This is a genomic window from Vibrio mytili, from assembly GCF_049563345.1.
GTDB classification, from domain to species: domain Bacteria; phylum Pseudomonadota; class Gammaproteobacteria; order Enterobacterales; family Vibrionaceae; genus Vibrio; species Vibrio mytili.
In genome coordinates this window covers 1,543,468-1,563,359 of the sequence record NZ_CP110481.1, presented here as the reverse complement: position 1 = coordinate 1,563,359, position 19,892 = coordinate 1,543,468, and the positions used below count along the sequence as shown (strand labels likewise).

The following is a 19,892-nucleotide window of genomic DNA, read 5'->3' as shown; positions in this document are numbered from 1 at the left end:
GATGAGTACACAATGTTTGCGAATTGGTGTCGGTGGCCCGGTTGGTTCAGGGAAAACGGCACTGTTGCGTCAGTTATGTTTAGCCATGCGTCAGCATTATGATCTTGCGGTCGTTACCAACGATATATACACCAAAGAAGATGCCGAATTCCTTTTACGCAACGAAGCACTAGAGTCCGATCGTATTATGGGGGTAGAAACGGGTGGCTGCCCACATACGGCAATTCGTGAAGATGCGTCGATGAACTTGGCGGCGATTGATGAACTGCAAGAGCGTCATGAAAATCTAGAGTTTGTTTTGGTTGAAAGTGGTGGCGATAACCTCAGTGCAACGTTTAGCCCAGAGCTTTCAGATTTGACTCTCTATGTCATCGATGTGTGTGCCGGAGACAAAATCCCTCGTAAAGGGGGGCCAGGTATTACAAAGTCGGACCTTTTGATCATCAACAAAACGGATCTGGCTCCTATGGTGAATGCCTCACTTGAAGTCATGGATCGCGACGCCAAGAAAATGCGCGGTGAAAAACCATTTGTATTTACTAATTTGATTCGTGGCGATGGATTACAAGAAGTGATCGATTTTATTGTTGAGCGCGGCATGCTGGCAAAGCGTGACGTAAAAATTGAAGTGACAGAAGCATAAGGAATAGTGAAAATGAAAGGATTAATCAAAGGATTCAGCACAAGTTTAGCATTCGTCAGTGCCAGCAGTTTTGCCCATACTGGCCACCACATGGAAGCCAGTTTTTCTGAAGGCTTCCTTCACCCGTTAACTGGCTGGGATCATCTCATCGCTCTTGCTCTCATTGGTTTGTTTCTCTCAGCCTTTGCGTTACGACGTGCAAGTCAAATTTCAGCCGTCATTATGGCTGCCATTGCAGGCGGCTATGCGATTGGTTTGGAATGGGCGGGCGCAACATCTGTTGAAGCGCTCGTGGTGAGCTCTCTCATCGGTTTGCCTCTTGCGCTCATCGCGTTAAAGAAAGGTGGAGCAAAGAGCTTAGTGGCAGCTGTGGCTATTATTTTATTTAGCGTATCGCATGGTTTGGTTCAGGGGGCGGAAGCTCATGGTTCGGCAGGTCAGTTTGGTTTAGGTGTAATGCTTGCTAGCGCTTTGGTTATTAGTGCGACGTATGTAATAGCACGTCAGGCAGCGCAACTTAAAGCACGCATGGCGAGCCAATAAGTGACTTAACGTCCAACATCACTAACATGATCTACCAATTAGCCATTCTTTCTATAATGCCGACGCTTGTCGGCATTTTTTATTCTCAAGCTCTCCCAATATTGTCAATTCCTCCGCCCAAGTGAAGTCTACGTTTAATCAATACCTCTGAGTAGATAACGTACAGACAGTGGTTACCTTGTCTACAGTGTTCATTTAGTGAGCTCGAACACATTCGTGAAATGTTTTTGCATGTGAATCCGCGTTCATTGATCTAAAACCAACTCTTTGTTTTTAAACAATGCGCATAATTTCCTATCGGAGTCACTAACTGACACGTTATGTCTTTTCACCCTGGATAAGCTCAGGTTTTTATCGCTCCAGTTTATGCGGTTAGATTGAACGGCAAATAAAAGACAGCGTGATGTGAGAGATGGCTAGTGACACTCCTAATGAATGAATCTCAGGAAGAGTAGTTGTACTATGCGCCCTTATCTTAAATACATCATCCCAACGGTCATCCCGTTACTTATTTGGCTAATGCCTTTATCCGCGTTCCCGTTTGATGGCATTACAATCTTACAACAACGGGTTGTCGCGATATTTTTACTTGCCGCTCTATGCTGGGTGTTTGAACCGATCCCAATTTATGCGACGTCAGTGGTAATTATCGTTCTGGAGCTATTACTGGTTTCTGATAAGAGTATTGTCCTTTTTCGAGGGCAAGAAGGGCAACCTCATTTTGGTGAACTTTTAAAATATCATGAGATCATGGCAACGTTTGCCAGTCCAATAATCATGTTGTTCTTGGGTGGGTTCTTTCTAGCCATGGCAGCAACGAAATACCGTTTAGATGTCAACTTAGCGCGTGTGTTACTAAAACCATTTGGGCAAAACCCCAAGTTCGTTATGTTGGGGTTGATGTTGATTACTGCGATTTTTTCTATGTTTATGTCTAACACGGCAACTACCGCGATGATGTTGTCTATTTTGACTCCTGTTATCGCAGTGTTCGGACCTAAAGATCCGGGTCGTATTGCGTTTGCGCTATGTATTCCGGTCGCAGCGAACATCGGTGGAATCGGTACCCCAATTGGTACACCTCCCAACGCAATCGCACTGAAGTATTTAGTCGGGGATAATCTCATCACCTTCGGCGAGTGGATGATGTTTGGAGTGCCGTTTGTGGTCATTATGATGGCACTTGCTTGGACATTTATCGGATACCTATACAAAGCTGAGCAGACTACTATAGACCTAAATATCAAAAGTAAATTTTTAAAAACGCCCAAGGCTATGGTTGTCTATATCACGTTTGCGGGCACCATTATTTTGTGGCTAATGGGCTCTGCGCACGGCATGAATTCGTATACTGTTGCGTTAATCCCAGTCGCGGTTTTCTCATTAACAGGCATAATTAATAAAGAAGATCTTAAGCGAATATCTTGGGATGTTCTATGGTTGGTGTCTGGTGGTATAGCATTAGGCTTGGCTTTGGATAAAACCGGTTTAGCCAAATTGATGGTCCACAGTATTCCATTTGATCAATTTTCACCGTATGTGGTTTTATTTGGAGCTGCATTCTTATGTTTGCTAATGGCGAATTTTATGTCTCATACCGCAACGGCAAACTTGCTGATGCCGATCATGGCTGCACTAGGGACTTCGATGACGTCACTGACACCGTTGGGTGGTGAAGTGACACTGATTTTAGTCGTCACTTTTGCTGCCTCGCTTGGTATGTCGTTGCCGATCAGTACACCTCCGAACGCACTTGCTCATGCGACGGGCAATGTGCAAAGCAGTCAAATGGCTCGGATTGGTGCGGTGCTTGGTATCATCGGGGTGTTATTAAGCTTTGTAATGGTTTGGATACTACATTCGGTAGGGCATATTGGATAACCCCATGTACGAAAATAAACTGCACGCATTAGTAGAGCGTTATTTTAATCACATTGAACGCCGATTAACCGTTTTGGGTGGTTCGGTGCTGATTGAGCAAGCGGGTTACAACGATCGACTTTATTATGTCTTATCTGGTGAGTTAGCGGGATATTATTCGGAAGACGATAAAAAGCCCATTCAGGTATTCTCTGCCTCTGAAGGTGCGTTTATCGGCGTACATAGTTTTTTCTCGGGAACTAGAATTGCCTCATCGACGGTTATCGCCCAAACCGATGCAGAGCTTGCTTGGATAGAGCGTGACACTCCTGCGGTAGACGAAGATAAATACGGTCCACTGACTACGCAGTTTATGCCCGTGATGATGGATGAATTGTCGCGTCGCCAACGTCGTGCCATGCAAGAATCAGTTGCCAGAGAAAAAGCGGTACAAAAGCTACATACCGCAGAGCAAATGACGACATTGGGTCAATTGGCGGCGGGTATTGCGCACGAGCTCAACAACGCGATTGGTGTCGTGAGTAGTAAATCCGAGCGCCTAGAGCATGTGATCATGCTTTTATTAGAAGAGGTGCATCCAGAAGCGAGCTTGTTTTTTGATTTTGGTTTACTTCATGGCCAGAAGGTGTCATCTAGAGAAGTAAGAGCAAGAGGGCGGCATTTTGAAAAATACTATAGTTTGCCAAAAGGTTTAGCGCGAGATTTGGCTCGTGCGGTGCCAACCAACTATCTGAGCAGCTATTGGCTAGAAAAACCACAAGAGGCAATCCGTTATTGGCAAATGGGACGAGATTTGCACGATTTACGTCTCGCATCCAAACATACCGTTGGTATTGTCCGCTCAGTGAAACAGTTAGGTAGAACAGATATTGACCGTGAAGATGCGGTAAAAATTAACGAGTCGATTAATGGTGCACTGGCGTTATTACAAAGTGACTTAAGGCGCGTAAAGGTTCGTTTTAGCCCAGCGGAATTACCCCCCTTTATCGGATCACAGACTGAATTAGCACAGGTTTGGGTCAACATATTAAAAAATGCTTGTGATGCGCTGGTGAATGTTGAGTCGCCTGTAATTGAAATATACACACGGATCAGTAAAGGAAGAGTTCTCGTGACGTTTTCTAACAATGGTCCAGAAATTGATGAAGCGACGCGGCGTAAAATTTTTCAACCAAATTTTTCGACAAAAAAAGGTGGGTTATCATTTGGTCTTGGTTTGGGGTTGTCCATCGTTAAGCGAATCGTGGCGGGTTACGGTGGCTCGATAGCGGTGAAAAGTAGCCGTGATAAGACGATTTTTAGAATCAAATTACCGTTAGAGGGTGTACATGGAGAAGCTTAATTTAATTTGCGTTGATGACCAACGAGAAGTGTTAAGTGCAGTTTTACTCGATCTCGAACCGTTGAGTCAGTGGATCAATATTGAAGACTGTGAATCGGCAGATGAAGTACTCGAACTTATGGACGAGCTTGATGCAGATGGTGAACGAATTGCGGTGGTCATTTCTGATCACGTGATGCCGGGAAAGACAGGTGTCGAATTACTTACCGATATTTCGCAAGACAGCCGTTTTGTTCAAACACGAAAAGTCCTACTGACTGGTCAAGCAACACATTCAGATACGATAGCGGCGATTAATTCTGCTGGCATTGATCGTTATTTTGAAAAGCCTTGGGATGCAAATCAGTTAGTAGAATGTATTAAAAAACTCGCGACTCAATATATTTTTGATGTTGGGTTGGATTACACTGATTATCACCAATACTTGGATCAAAGAGTCGTTTTAGAGAATTTGCGCTAATCACTTACAGCTCCCACTATCAGCCTGATTGTATTACTAATCAGGTGGTAGTCAGGGAGCCGGCTATGGTCAAGAAGGTTTTATACTATTCAAGATAAGTACTTGCTCACTCTAGCTGTTTAAAATCGCTGATAGCTTCGTTATAGATTCTGTAATTAAAGTAACGAGTTACTGTAATCTATGCCTTGCTCTAAGCGACTCATCTTGTAAAGTAAGTCCTGCGCGATAATTTGACCATTTACTTATCCAGAATGGTATTATTTTAACGTATAGCGGCTAGCACTCGCGACGGATAAGGGTTTTGAAAACCAGTAGCCTTGTAAGTAATCAACACCCATGTCAGCAAAAAAGTCTCGCATTCTTGCGTCTTCAATGCCTTCGATAACCACTTCAATATTATTTTCGTGACACATATTAATCAGAAATTTAAGGTACTCTTTCGAAGAACGATTAGTCAGTGTTTTCCATGCCATCACTTTATCGATTTTAATTTGTGTCATCGGCAGATCGAAAAAGCAGTTCAGTGAGCTATAACCGGAACCAAAGTCGTCAAGAGAAAGTGCAAAGCCGAGCTGGCTTAGAGTGTTTAATGGTGCGATAGCCGCTTGATTGTTATCCAGAACAAACGTCTCAGTCAGCTCTAACACAATAGACTGAGGTTTTACGCCAGCTTCATCTGCCATCGCCTTAATCTTGGTTGGGAACTCAGTATTCAGTAGCTGAAGTACGGAAACATTGACGTTAACTCGAACATCATTCTGATATCGGTCACGATATTGTTTAATAAATTGACACGCTTTGGCAAATACTTGATAGCCGAGTTCCACGATCAATCCTTTGTTTTCTGCAACAGGGATAAACTCATCGGGAAATATTTCACCAAATTCTTTACTGCGCCAGCGAACTAAAGATTCGAAGCTCACAACGGTGGACTCTTTCGTATCGACGATTGGTTGAAATTTAACGCTTAGCGTTTTCGCCTCTAAAGCGTGTTTGAGGCCTTGTTCAATAAAGAAATAACGGTCAACGACTTTCTGTGTAGACTGGCTGTATATTGCTATACGGTTTTCGTTTTGTTCGTGCGCGTACTGACAGGTTCTGGCAGCAATTCGCAGTATTTCTTCTTCTGACTGGATAGGGTCAATGCAAGGGTAGATCCCAATACTGATATAGTTCCCTAAATATTGTCCCTCTTGAGTGACGGCTTTATGGTAAGTCTGCTTTATCGTTTTGGCATAAGATTGGAGTTTGTCTACTGAGCATTCACCTTTAATGAGCAGTGCAAAATCATCATCATGAACACGATAGACTTTACTCTTGATGGAAGGCAGGTGGTTCAACGCCTGTAGTAAATTGTCGACCAAGCCATCGACCAAATCGTTTCCGTAGTGATTGAGGTAGGATTTAATGTCTTCTATTTGAATGTAGAAAATAGAAACATCCGCACCATTAGATATCACGATATCACGAATGTCGTGAAGAAGGTGAGCACGGTTGGCCATACCTGACTTGCTGTCATAAAATGCCGCTTGATGAATGTAACTTTCCATCAACTTACGTTCAGAAATATCTCGGTGGCTACCGACCATGTAGTGACCCTGTGAGCTTTCTTTGGTCATCGCGACGCCTTCGATCCAAACATATTGACCGCTCGGTTTACGTAATCGGTAAATGGTTGTGACGCGAGTGTTATTCGTCACTATATGGTTCTTTATGCTTTTTTCTAGTCGCTCCCGATCTAGCGGATGGACCAAGCTTAGCCATAGCTCAACGGTGATCTGGCCAGTGCTAAGGCCAAACTGTCCGTAAAAATCTTGGTTATAAAATACCATGTCGCCTTGTTCATCCATGTAGAACAGGCCTTGGCTAAACACATCAAAGATGTGTATGAAGCGTTCTTCTACTAGCTTTAGAAAGTCGTGATCTTGCTCGGTAGCGAACGGTTCTAAAATATCACTCAAGACGTTTGCTCCTTGCATCACCTAACAACGCAGCCGGTAATAAGCACAAGTGTGCATTTAGGTTTAGATAACTTACCAATGTTTTGTGGATGTGCATAATTGTGCCATAAGCGTTCATTTACGTTGATCTACTATCGTGCGATTTGACCAATAGGTTTAGAGTACCTCATCATCAATGTATATATCAATTAATCAATAGATAACATTTCCATGCTCAGTGTGTCGGCAAACGAGAAATAATGTTTAGCGATATTTTTATTGTTTGTCGTTACTGGCGGGTCAAACTGGAAGTGTTTAAGTTATCAGTTGCTAATTTCCAGTTTGGAAAAGTGACGTGTTGATTTTTTCAGTAGTTGTTACTTAATGTTGTCGCTAAAATCCATTCTAGTTCAGATGGTTAACGTCAATTTTTTAATTCGTCATCTGATGCATTTATTCGACACTGTTCCGAATCGTGAACAACGTTGTTTGGCTTAAAGAAATGCCCCCATTGCGAGCATTATAAAGTGTCATTTTGGTACAAATAAAAACAAATGGCTTACTGACACTTTCGGCTCGATTTGATACATAGACATTACGGTTTTGACACCTGTGGTATCCAGTGGGGAAGCATTTTACTTCTATAACGCTCATGTTTAGCGTTTGCTTGTACGTTCTCTATTTGCCACTAAATCCTTATAACTCATCAAGTCAATTACTGATAATGATCAGCAAGATCTACGACATTTGATTTTTGTATTCAATGACTTCACAAGCTGAGATTAATTGTTCTTGTAGCCATCGTAATGCCGGGTCATTTAAGCTTGATCGGCTCCAGATCAGGCTATAAGCCACTTCTCCATAATCAAATGGCAGTTCACGCTGTACCAACCCTTGTGCTTGCAATGCACGATTTGCCCAAAGTTTAGAACAAGTAAACAGATAGTTAGACTGCTGACACATTACTGCTGCTGCACCAAAATCTGCCACACGCATGGCAATGTTTCTTTTAAGTTGTTTTTGCTTCAAGTGTTGTTCGAAGTATGGTTTTGCAAGATCTTTATCGTGTATTCCTATATGGCGGGCGCAGAGATATTTTTCTAAAGAAAGCTGACTCTCAGCTAATGGGTTTGACTCACTCATCAAGCAGACCATTTCATCTTTAAATATGGTTTGCCATACGAGGTCCTTGTTCTGGGTTGGGGGCTGACTTAGATCGTGTGGAAGTAGTAACAAGTCGATTTGTCCCCTTAACAATGCTTCAAAACTCATTTCTTCTTTTGCGTACACATTGATATGAGCTTGATTTCCTAGTTGCAGAGAGAGCTGGTGCAGTATCGGTGCAAACAATTCAAATGAACTCTCACGCATGGCTAATGCGAAGCTATTTTGATAATACGCGGGATTAAATTCACCCTTATGCAAAAGTCCATGAGTACTTGAAAGAATGCCGTGTACGGATGGGCCAATATACAGAGCATAGGGTGTCGGAACCAAATGCGAACCATCACGATAAAATAGCTCATCTTTAAGTAGATCACGTAATTGGCTGAGTGTTTTACTCACACTTGAGGGAGTAACACAAAGGCACTCAGCCGCTTGGGTGACACTATGGGTAGTCAGTAGTATATGTAGCACCGTGAGGTGCTTGAGGCTAATGCGCGACAGGGCGAGGTAGTCCATGTTTAACTTGGTGTTATTTTTGTTTGTTTAATCATATCAGTAACATGGCATTATACTCAAGTATCAGAATTATATAGGATATAAACCTTTATTAATCGGTTATTACCAAAATAAATTGTTGATTTCAGTCGGCATTATTTAACGTGGTCACTGTCGCTTAACCGCGTATATTTACGTTTTGTTAGCTCGACCAGTTCATTTGTCGTTGCGACAAAAAATCGCATTTGCCGCAGTGGCTTGGATTACGTATACCAACGCTCCAACTCAAACGATTAAACAAAGAAGATGAACGAACTGATCGACGCTCTAGCGACTTATGGATTTTATATTTGGGATGATTTCTTATCTGAAAATGACGTTGCTCGTTTAAGGGGATGTCTCCCTGAGGATTGGAGTAAAGCACGTATTGGTCGAAAAGAAGATGCCACTCGAATCGCTTCTATTCGAAGTGATAAAATTCAGTGGTTGACGCCACAAATGGGCGCTCCGGTTGAGGATTACTTAACCAAGATGGAAGAACTCCGTAATGAGGTTAACCGTCATCTGTTCTTGGGCTTGTTTGAATATGAAGCGCACTTTGCGAAATACGAAGCAGGGGATTTCTATAAAAAGCACCTTGACAGTTTTAAAGGCAATGAAAATCGTCGTTTAACCACAGTTTTTTATCTTAATGAAGCGTGGAACGAAGAAGATGCGGGTGAACTGGTCGTTTATGATCTAGCGGATAAACTGATTGCCAAGGTGCCGCCTAAAGGTGGTCGTCTTTTGGTGTTTCTCTCTGAACAATTTCCGCATGAAGTTCTTGCCACAAATGCTGAGCGATACAGTGTCGCGGGTTGGTTTCGTATTAATGGTGTCCGAGACAATGTATTAGACATTGCCAGCTAAAATTCCCGGCTAATGCTCCTACTCTAAAGAGATATATGTCAGTGTAAACTATGCGTTACACCTATGGTTTTTTATCCTTACAGTTTGCTTGATCTTACTATTAAGATCCTACAAAATTCACCCGAATAAACATATGGTATTAAATAGAGGTAATCGTGCCTAATTTGATGCTGACAATAATTAATTTGGTTGTAAAGATAAATATACATGAGTCGATCTAAAGTGTTTGGTAGTACCCTCATTATTGCAGGAACTACAATTGGGGCCGGTATGTTGGCTCTTCCTCTGGCCTCTGCTGGCATTGGTTTTTCTACCTCCCTCGCCATTATGTTTAGCTTATGGGCATTAATGGCGTTTACCGCTCTTCTTATGCTTGAGCTACACCAGTATGCAGATAGCAGTGCGACATTACACACCTTAGCTAAGCAAATTTTGGGGCAAAAAGGAAAGTGGGTAGCCAGTTTCGCGATGCTATTTCTTTTTTATTCTCTGTGTGCAGCATACATTGCTGGTGGCGGGGCGCAATTTGGTGACCGTTTGTTAGAATGGTTTGCGTTTGATATCTCCGGACCTACAGCGACGATAATTTTTACTCTGCTCGTGACGTTGGTCGTGACGATTGGGACGGGTACGGTAGATAAAGTGAATCGCGTGCTCTTTGCGATGAAACTTGCCGCGATGGTCGCCGTCTTGTTTTTCTTAGCGCCCAACGTAACAGAGTCCTACCTATTAAGCATGCCTATTGAACAAGGCTTAATCGTTGCCTCTATCCCTGTTATTTTTACATCCTTCGGCTTTCATGGAAGCATTCCTGCAATCGTTAATTATTTAGATGGTGATACATCATCTTTACGAAAAGCCGTTATTGTCGGCTCTACGATTCCACTCGTCATTTATATCTTTTGGCAGATTGTTACTTTAGGCGTAGTTAGCCAAAACACGTTGATCGAAAACGGTGGTTTAAGTGCGCTGATTGGTCAGCTATCGCAAACGGTACATCAATCGAACCTTGGAAGTATTGTTGGTGTGTTTGCTGATTTGGCACTATTGACGTCTTTCCTCGGTGTGAGTCTAGGTTTATTCGAGTTTTTGGGCGATACGATTAAAGGTAAAAATGAAAAACCAAATCGCGTATTGGCGGCTTTGATTACCTTCACACCGCCGTTGGGGTTTGCCTTGTTTTACCCTCAAGGGTTCATTATGGCATTAGGTTATGCAGCGATAGCGTTGGCAATCCTGGCGATTTTTCTGCCCTTAGTCATGGTGGTTAAAGTCCGACGTTCAAGTGAGTTTGAGGCTGATTATCGTGTTGCTGGTGGACATGGGGCACTGATTCTCACCGGTATCGCTGGTGTAGGCATTGTTATGGCACAGGTGCTAATAACTCTAGGAGTATTACCTGCTTTAGGTTGATGAGGTTAATGGTCAACGCCAGTTAACATTGAAAGCCAACGAGTTCTGCTCGTTGGCTTTTTTTTACTCAAATTTTGCTTACTGTTTTGTAAGAAATTAGCGGAATTCTTATTTTGTTCATATACTTATGTTGTAAGTTAAGAAAAATAAAGTAGAGAATGGTGGCTCTATTAACATCGGTATTTCTAACCTGTTTAAGATAGCGTTTTTTCATTAGTACAAAGATTGAGCGAATAAGTTGACGTGGAGGAATCTTTAAATAATACTGTTGTTATATACAGTACTATGTCAATGAAGTTTGGAGGTGATGTATGTTGTGGGAAACCCTTGAGAGAGTAAACCGCTTACGCCAACAAGCGCTTGCGAATTCAGAATTTGTTCAATCTGCAAAAGAGCACGAACAAGCATTGGAAGAGCAAGAATATCATTATCAACCTAAGAAGACGCGTACAGCTAAAGATAAGAAGAAATCACTAGCGGATATCTATAAAGACAGTGAGTTTGGTGTGGACGCTCGACATTAATATTGGATTGTTAGGCTCCTAACTCACTCATGGAGCCTATATCAACTCGGACCGCTTACGCTTTGGGAAAAGTTGTTATCTAAAAGCTTATGTATATAGAGGCTTCTGCGATAAAAGTTAGAAGTCGGCTTTGCGAACGTAGTGGGGGTTTTTGTATTTCTTTTGTGGACCAAATGCGGATACCACAAGTTTATTCCACAGTGTTTTATCAAATTCGCCTTTTTCAATCGAAGGGTAAAGCGTTTCCTCTTCTTCTCTGGCTAAGTTCAAAAACTGCTTTTTCTTTATTTGGTTATATTTTTTCGCGATCTGATTATGTTTACGTACCCATTCCTGCTTGTAGCTATGAAGTACTTTTTCGCCTTGTTCTTCATTCATACGAGAAAGAAAAAGTCGTTTATAGGATACTTTTCTGTCTAGCATTGTACGCATGACAGTTTGGATGTATTTGCCATGATGGGTAATAGTAATATCTTTTTCATCAATGGGTTTAATACACCAGCCCTTAGGAAGGAAGTCTGGTTTCTTAAATTGTTTGTTACGCTCCATCAACGCCTGATGCAAAACTAAATCAGAGGTGCCGCGAAACGTTTTTTGCCACTTGCCGATGCGTATTTGAATTGAGCCAGGCAAACGGTAGATGTTAGTAAACTTATCTTTATCCATGGACTTTGTTCATGAGATTAATATGCAGTATCAGGTAATCAGCTCATGAGAATATAGTAGGCGTTGAGCTGAAGTTCGATGTGATTCTACAACGACCTTGGGCTAGATAGCGAGGGATTATATCAATAAATGTTGAGAAAACACCCGCAATGTGACTTGCAGGTGTTCGTCTGTGCGAATGGGTAGATTAAACGGCTTCTTCTAACGGCTTTGTCTCTGACTCTAGTTGCCTTAGTTGTCTATTTGCTTGCTGCAATTGGTACATTTGGGCATATCGCCCATTTTGTTGCAGTAGCGTTTTATGCGTGCCTTTCTCAACTAAATCACCATGATGGAGCACCACGATTTGGTCTGCATCTAATATTGTTGAGAGACGATGAGCGATAACGACTAAGGTCATGTTTTGGCGAAGTACTTTAAGACTACTCTGAATTAAAGCTTCTGTCCCAGAGTCAATATTCGCGGTCGCTTCATCCAGAATTAAGATCTTCGGTTTCGCAACCAAAACGCGAGCGAGAGCCAGTAGTTGCTTCTGGCCAGATGAAAGGTTAGTTTCACCTTGACCTAACTGAGTGTCTAAGCCATTTGGGTAACGGCGTATTTGGTCAGACAAACCCACCTTATCTAACGCATCCCAAACTTGTGAATCGTTGACATCTCGGTTTAACGAGACGTTTTCTCGTACTGATGTTGGAAGGATGTGAGGATCCTGCTGGACCATGGCGACATCTTTACGCAGAACCTCTTTACTCAGCATATTTATCGGGCGGTCATCAATCTTTAACACACCCGTTTTCGTTGGATAGAAACCCATTAACAGCGACGCTAAGGTGCTTTTCCCGCTACCAGTGTGTCCGACTAAAGCAATAAAGTCCTGATGGTTTGCCGACAAGGATAGGTTGTTGAGGACGTTCTGCTTACCGTCATAACTAAAGGTGAGGTTATTGATTTCTATACGTCCTGTTTGCAACGGCTGAGCGTCTTGACCATAGGTTTGTTCGTTTGCGTCGATAAGTTCGAATACTCGCTCACTAGAAACTAAAGCTTGCTGGAGTAGGGCGAGTTGTTGCGTCATTTCGATCAAAGGTTCGGTTACACGAGCTAGGTAGCTGATAAAGGCGTATAGCACACCCACACCAATCAACTCGACCCCGTTGAAGCCAAAAATTGCGACCAAACAAAGCAGTGCAATTCCTGCAAGTAGATCCATTAGCGGTCGCAGTAAATAGCCGTTCAAACGAATCACTTGCTTGGAAGCGACTAAATGCTCTGCTGTCAGATCGTTAAACTGCTTATTAAAACGCTCTTCCTGCCGCATTAACTGAATCACACTCATACCTTGAATAGATTCGCTTAAGTTGGCGTTAATGTCGGTGAGTAAATCCCGCATTTTTCGATAACTTTGGGTACTTAATATTTTGAATAGGCACATAAAGCCGATAACGACTGGAAGCAACACAAGAACAACAAGCGTGAGTTTCCAGCTCATCAGGGACATCACACCCAGCATAACTAAAATCATAACGGTGTTTTTTACCACAGTGGCAATGAGTAACTCATAAAACTGTTGAAGGGACTCGGTATCGTTGGTGATTCGAGAAACAAGCTTGCCCGCAGGGGTATAATCAAAAGCCGACAGCGGCTGTTTGATGACACCGGAGAAAACCTGCTTACGAATCATTTTTATCGTATTTGCCGCTACAATACTAAACTGTAATGATTGAAGATATTGAAATACGGCGGCAATGATTTGAAGGAGCAGATAGCCAGCAACCAGAGGAATCAATACATTTTGCCCGTATTCGCCTTTCGCGATGTGTTCATCGATAAAATATTGAATCAGCCATGGACCACTGGCACTTGCTAACGCAGCGATAAACAGTAAGCAAAACCCTTTAAACATGGGTTTGGGTTGTGACAATGGATAAGAAAGTAACCGCTTAAATGTGCTGCTTTGTTTCATCTATTACTCCTCCATTGCCTGTTCAAGTTTCTGGTATTGGAACATTTCTGCATACCAACCTTGGTGGGCAAGTAATGAATAATGAGGGCCACGTTCGATGACATTTCCTTGATTCAACACAATGATTTCATCTGCCGCTTCTAATGCCGTTAATCGGTGTGCAATAACGATTAACGCTTGATCGCGATAATGAGTTTCAAGGTTTTGCAAAATTTGGTGTTCCGTTCTCCCATCTACTGCTGACAGAGCATCGTCCAGAACCAGAATTTGAGCATTAAGTAACATTGCTCGTGCTATTGCAATTCTCTGCTTTTGACCACCGGAGAGTGTGATACCTTTTTCACCAACTTCAGTTTGATAACCTTCTGGAAATTTCTCGATATCTTCATGAACGCATGCCAGTTTTGCTGCCTCATAAACTTGCTCTTTGTTGGCGCTCGGATTGCCTAGTGCGATATTGTCGAAAATAGACGTAGAAAAGAGAAATGGTGTCTGATTGACCACCGCAAAGCGTTGTCGCCACTCAGTCAGCTTAGCTTCTTTGATATCAACATCGCCAAGTTTTATATTACCTTTCTCTAATTCATGTTGCCTTAAAAGCAGTGTGAGTAAGGTGGATTTACCACTCCCAACAGGTCCGGCTATTCCCAACATCTGTCCCGGTTCTAAGCAGATATCGACATCGACAAGGGCGGGTGGTAAATCCTTTGACCAATGAAATTCATCAATGTTGATGTTGAGGGGAAGTGGTTTACTTTCTAATGGTATATCACCACTGACAATTTCTGGCTTCTCATCAAAAATCTCTTGTAAGCGATTCCATGCTGCTGATCCTCGCTCGAGAATGTTGAACAAGAAGGCGAACGCGAGCATGGGCCAAATCATTAACCCGAGGTACATATTAAATGCCGTTAAATCGCCTAGCGTTATTTCTCCTTTATCAACAAGATAGGCTCCCGAAGCGATACTGAGTAAAAAGGAAAGACCAATCGTTAATTGAATGGCGGGATCGAAGCGTGCATCTACTCTGGCTACCGCGATATTTTTATCGCCAGTATCTTCAACAACTTCTTCAAAACGTTTTTGTTCTTGCTCTTCTAAGCCAAAGGCTCTCAACATGCGAACGCCGTTGAGTGATTCTTGTGTCATGTCAGACATGGTAGAAAAGGCTTCCTGAGCCGTGCGAAAACGCAAGTGGAGAATACGTACGATATAGAAAATAACAATGGCAAGAAAAGGCATTGGGAGTAATGCCATTAAAGTTAGTTTCCAGCTGATTTGGGTAACCATGATAATGAACACTGCGATCCCAGTAATTAAGGAATCAGCGGCAGTCAGTACACCTTCACCAGCTGTCGTAACAATGTTGCGTACATCGTTAGTTCCGCGTGCCATCAAATCGCCAGTTTTATAACGTTCGAAGAATCGAGGAGGTTGAGAGGAGAGGTGTCGATAGAGCTTATTGCGTAGAATGGTCCCCAGTTCCCAACTGGCACCAAACAGCCAAATACGCCAAAGAATTCGACATCCATAAATAATGAAAGCCAGAAGGGCTAACCCAAACAACCAAAGGACTAATGTGTTTGTATCTAAAGTGTTATCAACAACACCATCAACAATAATGCCGACTGCTTTTGGGGGAACTAGCTGGAGAAGAGAAATCAGTGCTAGAAGAACAATCGAGCCAACGTAATGTTTCCACTTTTGTTGGAAATACCAACGTAATTCCCAGAAGATTTTCATCACGCCCCCGACTTAACATACTGAATTTTTTATGGAACTATTATTAATCTAAATGGATAGTTTACAAGCTCAAATAATGCACAATTTTAAAAAACGGTAGATTGTACCAGTTTTGAATCTCCGCTCTGTCGAAATGTTACAGTTCTGTCTGTTGGCGTGTGGTTAAACAATATTATGTGAAAACTATGTTAACGGATAAGTTTGGCAGTGAAAGTGGATACTCGTACAACTTGTGAAGGATAGGGGAGAGGTATTGCTCCCCCTGATATTAAAGCTCTGTTTACATTCGGTTATTGCCAGTACTAAAGGCAATGATCTGGCTGATTTCAGAGAGGCTTCTGACACTTTCTTGTTGCCACTGAAGGAACGCTTTGTTTGCAGCATCCAGAGATTTCTTCGTATCTTTACCGCCTTCGATGATTTTATAGTTACGTAAATAAGCCTCTACGTCGTTAGAAAGGATGAACGTGTCAACGCCCATTTGACGCAGTGTGTAAGGGCCTGTATTGCCTCCTAGGCGATTACCGTGCTTTTTAAGGTAGCTCCACAGACCTGTGATATTATCTTGAGGCCAGTTTGCGACCATATTGCTAAATGACCCATGTTCAAGCTGAGCTTCGTGAATCATGCGGGCGTTAGCTGGGATAGACATGACTTTCTTAAGGTGGCGGATGATGCGCTTGTCCGTTGCTTTGGTTTCCCATTGTTCGTCTGAAAGCATCAGTAAGGGTTCAATTTTGAATCCAAAAAAGACTTCTTCAAAATTTGGCCATTTGTTACGAACGACTCTCCAAGAAATGCCACTTTGAAATACTTTCATCGAGAAGGCGGCCAGCCAGCGATCGTCTGTAATCTTTGCCAATTCAGATTTACTTAGTGGGTGAGAGATCAACTGTTCCAGCTGGTTTTCTCCTCCTTTACGTTCTGCAGCACGCTGATAAATAGCATCAAATTTTTCAATGGTCATAAATAATTCTACGTTGTTTGCTGTTTATGTTTAGCAAACATACTACGCTTAAGTGGCTGAATCGTAAATTAATGGGGTGCCACTCATGAAAAAGGTCACATTAACGTTTGTTGGCGAAGGTTCCGAACGCATCGCAGATAAATTTTATACTTGGTTAGCCGATGGTGGTTTAGAAGATAGCTTGATCGAAACGCTATCCGATCGTGAAGTGTCTGTGGTGGGCATTAGTGATATGGATAACGAAACGCGAGATGTGGTCATTACGACAGAGATGAATTGATGTCTTTTTAGATAAAACACAGCCCTTCGATGTGAAGGGCTGTGTAAGTCAGAGCGTCTCTAATCTTGCAAAGAATGGGATTACGTAATTGACGACTAGGATTACGTAGTTAATGATGGACCAGCGTTAAACCACTTGGTAGCGCATCACCAAATACGCGTTTTGATTCGCTTTCCGAGAGTTCTTTTACTTCTTCAACCAAAGACACCCAAGACTCTGGCACTTTGCTCTGTTTAAGCTTGGCTAGAACTTGTTGTCTAAAATCATCAGAAATATCAAACAATCGGTCTCCCGTTTTACGGCAGATCATGACAGCGGCAAACGCGATCATTGGTTCTTTTTGCCAGTTTTGATCGAGCAATTTGGGAAGCCACTGCTCAGCTTGTTCACGTGGAATTACGTTGTGTTGACTGCCATAAAGTGGCGTGCGAGACGCAAGACGACCCATAGCCCACCAGTGCGCCTGTTGGAATTGATTATGGTTGATGGCTTTACTCAAGAACCAAGTTGCCAGTAGCACTTTATCTTCCACTTCAAGGTTTTCTAAAGAGGCAGAGAGACGAACCATGGCTTCATAACCCATGTCTTGCGCCGCTTTTGCTGACTGCGGGTTCTTCATCGCACCTGGATGTAAATATTTAGCGATATCGGCAAGTATTGTTTCTTGTTGTTCTTGGTTTAAACCGCCCGCAATGCGGCGCCAGAATACCCACCAATCCGTCCAGCCTTGATGATTCTTAAATTGAATGCCTTGTTGATACAGGCTCCACACTTGTTCGATTCGCCATGAATCCGTTGCATCTCCAAAACCTGGTCGTAGTGCAAACCCAGACAGTCGTAGCCAATTCTTTTCGTGTGGTTCAGAGCGACGACGACGCTTTCGTCCTTGCGAAAATGCATCAAACAATTGACGGAGCGTAGTAAAGTCCCATTCATCGCGTTTGCCGAGTTTCTTTTCAAGATCCTTCGCTAAGGTTTTAATCTCTTTGCTATCTGCACTCTTTTTGTTGCCGCTATACAGACGAGCAATCAACGCTTTACATTCGTTCAACCTTGGGTGAAGTTGCACTTCCTCGGTTTCATCTACTTGTTTATTGCGAACTTCGAACTCTAACGCCCAGCGCTTACTGTCATCGTCTGCGCGGACACACTCCATTTTCAACGTGCCGACTTCGGTCAACTGACAGGCAAGCTGTACTTCTACTCGCTCTTTTTGGTTAGCATGCAGCGCCGCACCTTCACCCTCGAGAGTGGTAATGTATGGTGGGAGGGGGGTGAATAAGTCAGGGTCTACCTCGGCGATGACACCATTTTGAATCGTGGTGTTATTCGTTAAGGTATCGTGCGTTGAGGTCAGTAAGTTGAAACGAACAGGCTCGCCTAACGTTAGGGAAAAGCGACGACCACTTAAGCGAATTTCATGTCCTTCTTCGGTTCCTTTTGCGAGTAAGCACAGTGCTTTACCCATTTTGTTTTTTTCTTGCAGATGCAAGAAATAGGAGCGGGCAGCACCACCACCAATTTTAAGTTGCGCGCCGCGTCTTGCTTTACCAAACGCGACGGCGCCGAGAGCTACAGACCAATCTGGATGAGGATTATCGAGTACCGTAACTGGCGCACCACGCCAATTGGAGAGCAAAGTAGTTACGCGCTCTGTAACAAGGTCACTATTAAACACACCACCGTTCAACAGAATACCGACTGGAATGGCATTTTGTTGCTCATCATCTATGCCAAGGGCGGCACGTGAGACTTGCTGATGCTGAGTTAAAAATTCAGCGACGTGTTTACTTACTGCTGGATCAGCGACGTAAGGAAGACCAAATTCTACCACCGCACTGCGGCGTTTATCAGGGACTTCGCCAAACTCTGACAGCGGGAAAAAACCGTCCAGCGCAATTTGATGAACTTCTTGTTTGCTTAGAGAAATACTCTTGGTCCCTCCAAGCAGTTTAGAACCACTACCAAGCATGGTGATTTTTACGTCATCGGGGGCACTTGCAGAAAGCAAGCTTTCTTTCGCTTTACGAGTTTGCTGAATTAACTTGGTTAAACTTGCTGCTGTGAGCTTTTTACTCTGATTAAAACGGTTTTCAGCTAAGTGGGCTAATGCTAAGTCTAGGTTGTCACCGCCCAACATTAAATGCTCGCCAACACCAATACGATCCAAAGCAAGCTCTTCACTTGAACCGCCAAATTTTGCTTCAATCAAACTTAAGTCGGTCGTACCACCACCCACATCGCACACAAGAATTAAGGGTAATTCTTTGAGTTCTTCTGAGGCAGTTTGTTGGTGGCGTGCATACCAGTCGTAACATACGGCTTGTGGCTCTTCGAGTAAGACAATTTTCGTCAAGCCAGCCAGTTCGGCCGCCTCTAAAGTGAGCTTACGCGCTGTCTCGTCAAACGATGCTGGTACCGTAACGACCACTTCTTGATCTTCCAGTTTATTGCTTGGGTGACGGTAGTTCCAGGCTTGACGAATGTGATTGAGGTAACTGGCACTCGCAATCACAGGCGAGACTTTATCAACGTCCTGTGCGCCGGCCCAAGGGAGTATATCGGAACTGCGGTCCACCGCTTGATGTGATAGCCAGCTTTTGGCACTGGATACCTGACGACCTTCGACTTTCGCACCTAATTCTCGCGCCCATTCACCGACAATAACGTTGTTAATATCGCCAGGTACGGGTTGGTTGTCCCATGGAAGCGTTAAATCAGACGGTGATATTTGTCCTTCAGCTGGATGGTAGCGGAAAGAGGGTAGCAGTGCCTTACGAACCACTTCGCCCGGACCAATAAGCTGGTCAATATCAAATAGGGAAACTTCAGACTGTTCAAGGTTGTCGGTGATTTCACAATATGCCACCACAGTGTTTGTGGTGCCTAAGTCAATACCAACAAGGAAACAAGGAGATGCCATACAAACCTTCGTGTATTTGAAAACGGCACCCAA

Annotated in this window: 16 protein-coding genes; 9 read left to right on the top strand and 7 right to left on the bottom strand. The window is 43.1% G+C overall.

Annotated elements, in window-relative coordinates:
* Position 1: 1 nt before the first annotated feature.
* From ureG to ONE56_RS07185, 5 genes are all read left to right on the top strand, one after another.
* The gene (gene ureG / locus ONE56_RS07205) at positions 2 to 643 is read left to right on the top strand and encodes an urease accessory protein UreG (protein ID WP_281052429.1); all 642 of its coding nucleotides are present in this window, start codon (positions 2 to 4) and stop codon (positions 641 to 643) included.
* 12 nt (positions 644 to 655) lie between these two features.
* A complete protein-coding gene (locus ONE56_RS07200) occupies positions 656 to 1,186 on the top strand; it encodes a HupE/UreJ family protein (RefSeq protein WP_423839573.1) in 531 nt (176 codons plus the stop codon).
* 462 nt (positions 1,187 to 1,648) lie between these two features.
* The gene (locus tag ONE56_RS07195) at positions 1,649 to 3,067 is read left to right on the top strand and encodes an SLC13 family permease (protein WP_423839572.1); all 1,419 of its coding nucleotides are present in this window, start codon (positions 1,649 to 1,651) and stop codon (positions 3,065 to 3,067) included.
* A 4-nt stretch (positions 3,068 to 3,071) separates the two neighbouring features.
* Positions 3,072 to 4,409 carry an ATP-binding protein gene (locus ONE56_RS07190; protein WP_423839571.1) on the top strand — a complete coding sequence of 446 codons (1,338 nt, stop codon included), beginning with the start codon at positions 3,072 to 3,074 and terminating at the stop codon, positions 4,407 to 4,409.
* On the top strand, positions 4,396 to 4,869 hold the full coding sequence (locus tag ONE56_RS07185; RefSeq protein WP_423839570.1) for a response regulator: 474 nt from the start codon (positions 4,396 to 4,398) through the stop codon (positions 4,867 to 4,869). Before ONE56_RS07190 ends, ONE56_RS07185 begins: the two co-directional genes overlap by 14 nt.
* Before the next feature lie 257 nt (positions 4,870 to 5,126).
* Here ONE56_RS07185 and ONE56_RS07180 read toward each other — a convergent pair whose 3' ends face one another.
* Complete coding sequence (locus ONE56_RS07180) at positions 5,127 to 6,830, bottom strand: EAL domain-containing protein (RefSeq protein ID WP_331437473.1); 1,704 nt, start codon at positions 6,828 to 6,830, stop codon at positions 5,127 to 5,129.
* A 717-nt stretch (positions 6,831 to 7,547) separates the two neighbouring features.
* A complete protein-coding gene (locus ONE56_RS07175) occupies positions 7,548 to 8,492 on the bottom strand; it encodes a LysR family transcriptional regulator (protein ID WP_041154384.1) in 945 nt (314 codons plus the stop codon).
* A 285-nt stretch (positions 8,493 to 8,777) separates the two neighbouring features.
* Between ONE56_RS07175 and ONE56_RS07170 the strand changes: the two genes are divergently transcribed.
* The 3 genes from ONE56_RS07170 (at position 8,778) to ONE56_RS07160 (ending at position 11,317) form a co-directional block, all read left to right on the top strand.
* Positions 8,778 to 9,380 carry a 2OG-Fe(II) oxygenase gene (locus ONE56_RS07170; RefSeq protein WP_423839569.1) on the top strand — a complete coding sequence of 201 codons (603 nt, stop codon included), beginning with the start codon at positions 8,778 to 8,780 and terminating at the stop codon, positions 9,378 to 9,380.
* 207 nt (positions 9,381 to 9,587) lie between these two features.
* Complete coding sequence (locus ONE56_RS07165) at positions 9,588 to 10,793, top strand: aromatic amino acid transport family protein (protein ID WP_423839568.1); 1,206 nt, start codon at positions 9,588 to 9,590, stop codon at positions 10,791 to 10,793.
* Between the two features lie 311 nt (positions 10,794 to 11,104).
* Positions 11,105 to 11,317, top strand: coding sequence for a hypothetical protein (locus ONE56_RS07160; RefSeq protein WP_041154381.1), 213 nt, complete (start codon positions 11,105 to 11,107; stop codon positions 11,315 to 11,317).
* A 117-nt stretch (positions 11,318 to 11,434) separates the two neighbouring features.
* Here ONE56_RS07160 and ONE56_RS07155 read toward each other — a convergent pair whose 3' ends face one another.
* The 4 genes from ONE56_RS07155 to ONE56_RS07140 form a co-directional block, all read right to left on the bottom strand.
* A complete protein-coding gene (locus tag ONE56_RS07155) occupies positions 11,435 to 11,983 on the bottom strand; it encodes a hypothetical protein (protein ID WP_041154380.1) in 549 nt (182 codons plus the stop codon).
* 187 nt (positions 11,984 to 12,170) lie between these two features.
* Positions 12,171 to 13,946, bottom strand: coding sequence for an ABC transporter transmembrane domain-containing protein (locus ONE56_RS07150; RefSeq protein WP_423839567.1), 1,776 nt, complete (start codon positions 13,944 to 13,946; stop codon positions 12,171 to 12,173).
* 3 nt (positions 13,947 to 13,949) lie between these two features.
* The gene (locus ONE56_RS07145) at positions 13,950 to 15,689 is read right to left on the bottom strand and encodes an ABC transporter transmembrane domain-containing protein (protein WP_041154378.1); all 1,740 of its coding nucleotides are present in this window, start codon (positions 15,687 to 15,689) and stop codon (positions 13,950 to 13,952) included.
* 280 nt (positions 15,690 to 15,969) lie between these two features.
* On the bottom strand, positions 15,970 to 16,656 hold the full coding sequence (locus tag ONE56_RS07140) for a DNA-3-methyladenine glycosylase I (RefSeq protein WP_423839566.1): 687 nt from the start codon (positions 16,654 to 16,656) through the stop codon (positions 15,970 to 15,972).
* 85 nt (positions 16,657 to 16,741) lie between these two features.
* Between ONE56_RS07140 and ONE56_RS07135 the strand changes: the two genes are divergently transcribed.
* Positions 16,742 to 16,936 (top strand): hypothetical protein, encoded by a 195-nt coding sequence (locus ONE56_RS07135; protein WP_005394200.1) that lies wholly within the window; start codon positions 16,742 to 16,744, stop codon positions 16,934 to 16,936.
* Positions 16,937 to 17,045: 109 nt separating this feature from the next.
* On the opposite strand, the gene ONE56_RS07130 is transcribed toward ONE56_RS07135, so the two are convergent.
* The gene (locus ONE56_RS07130) at positions 17,046 to 19,859 is read right to left on the bottom strand and encodes an Hsp70 family protein (protein WP_423839565.1); all 2,814 of its coding nucleotides are present in this window, start codon (positions 19,857 to 19,859) and stop codon (positions 17,046 to 17,048) included.
* Positions 19,860 to 19,892 lie beyond the last annotated feature (33 nt).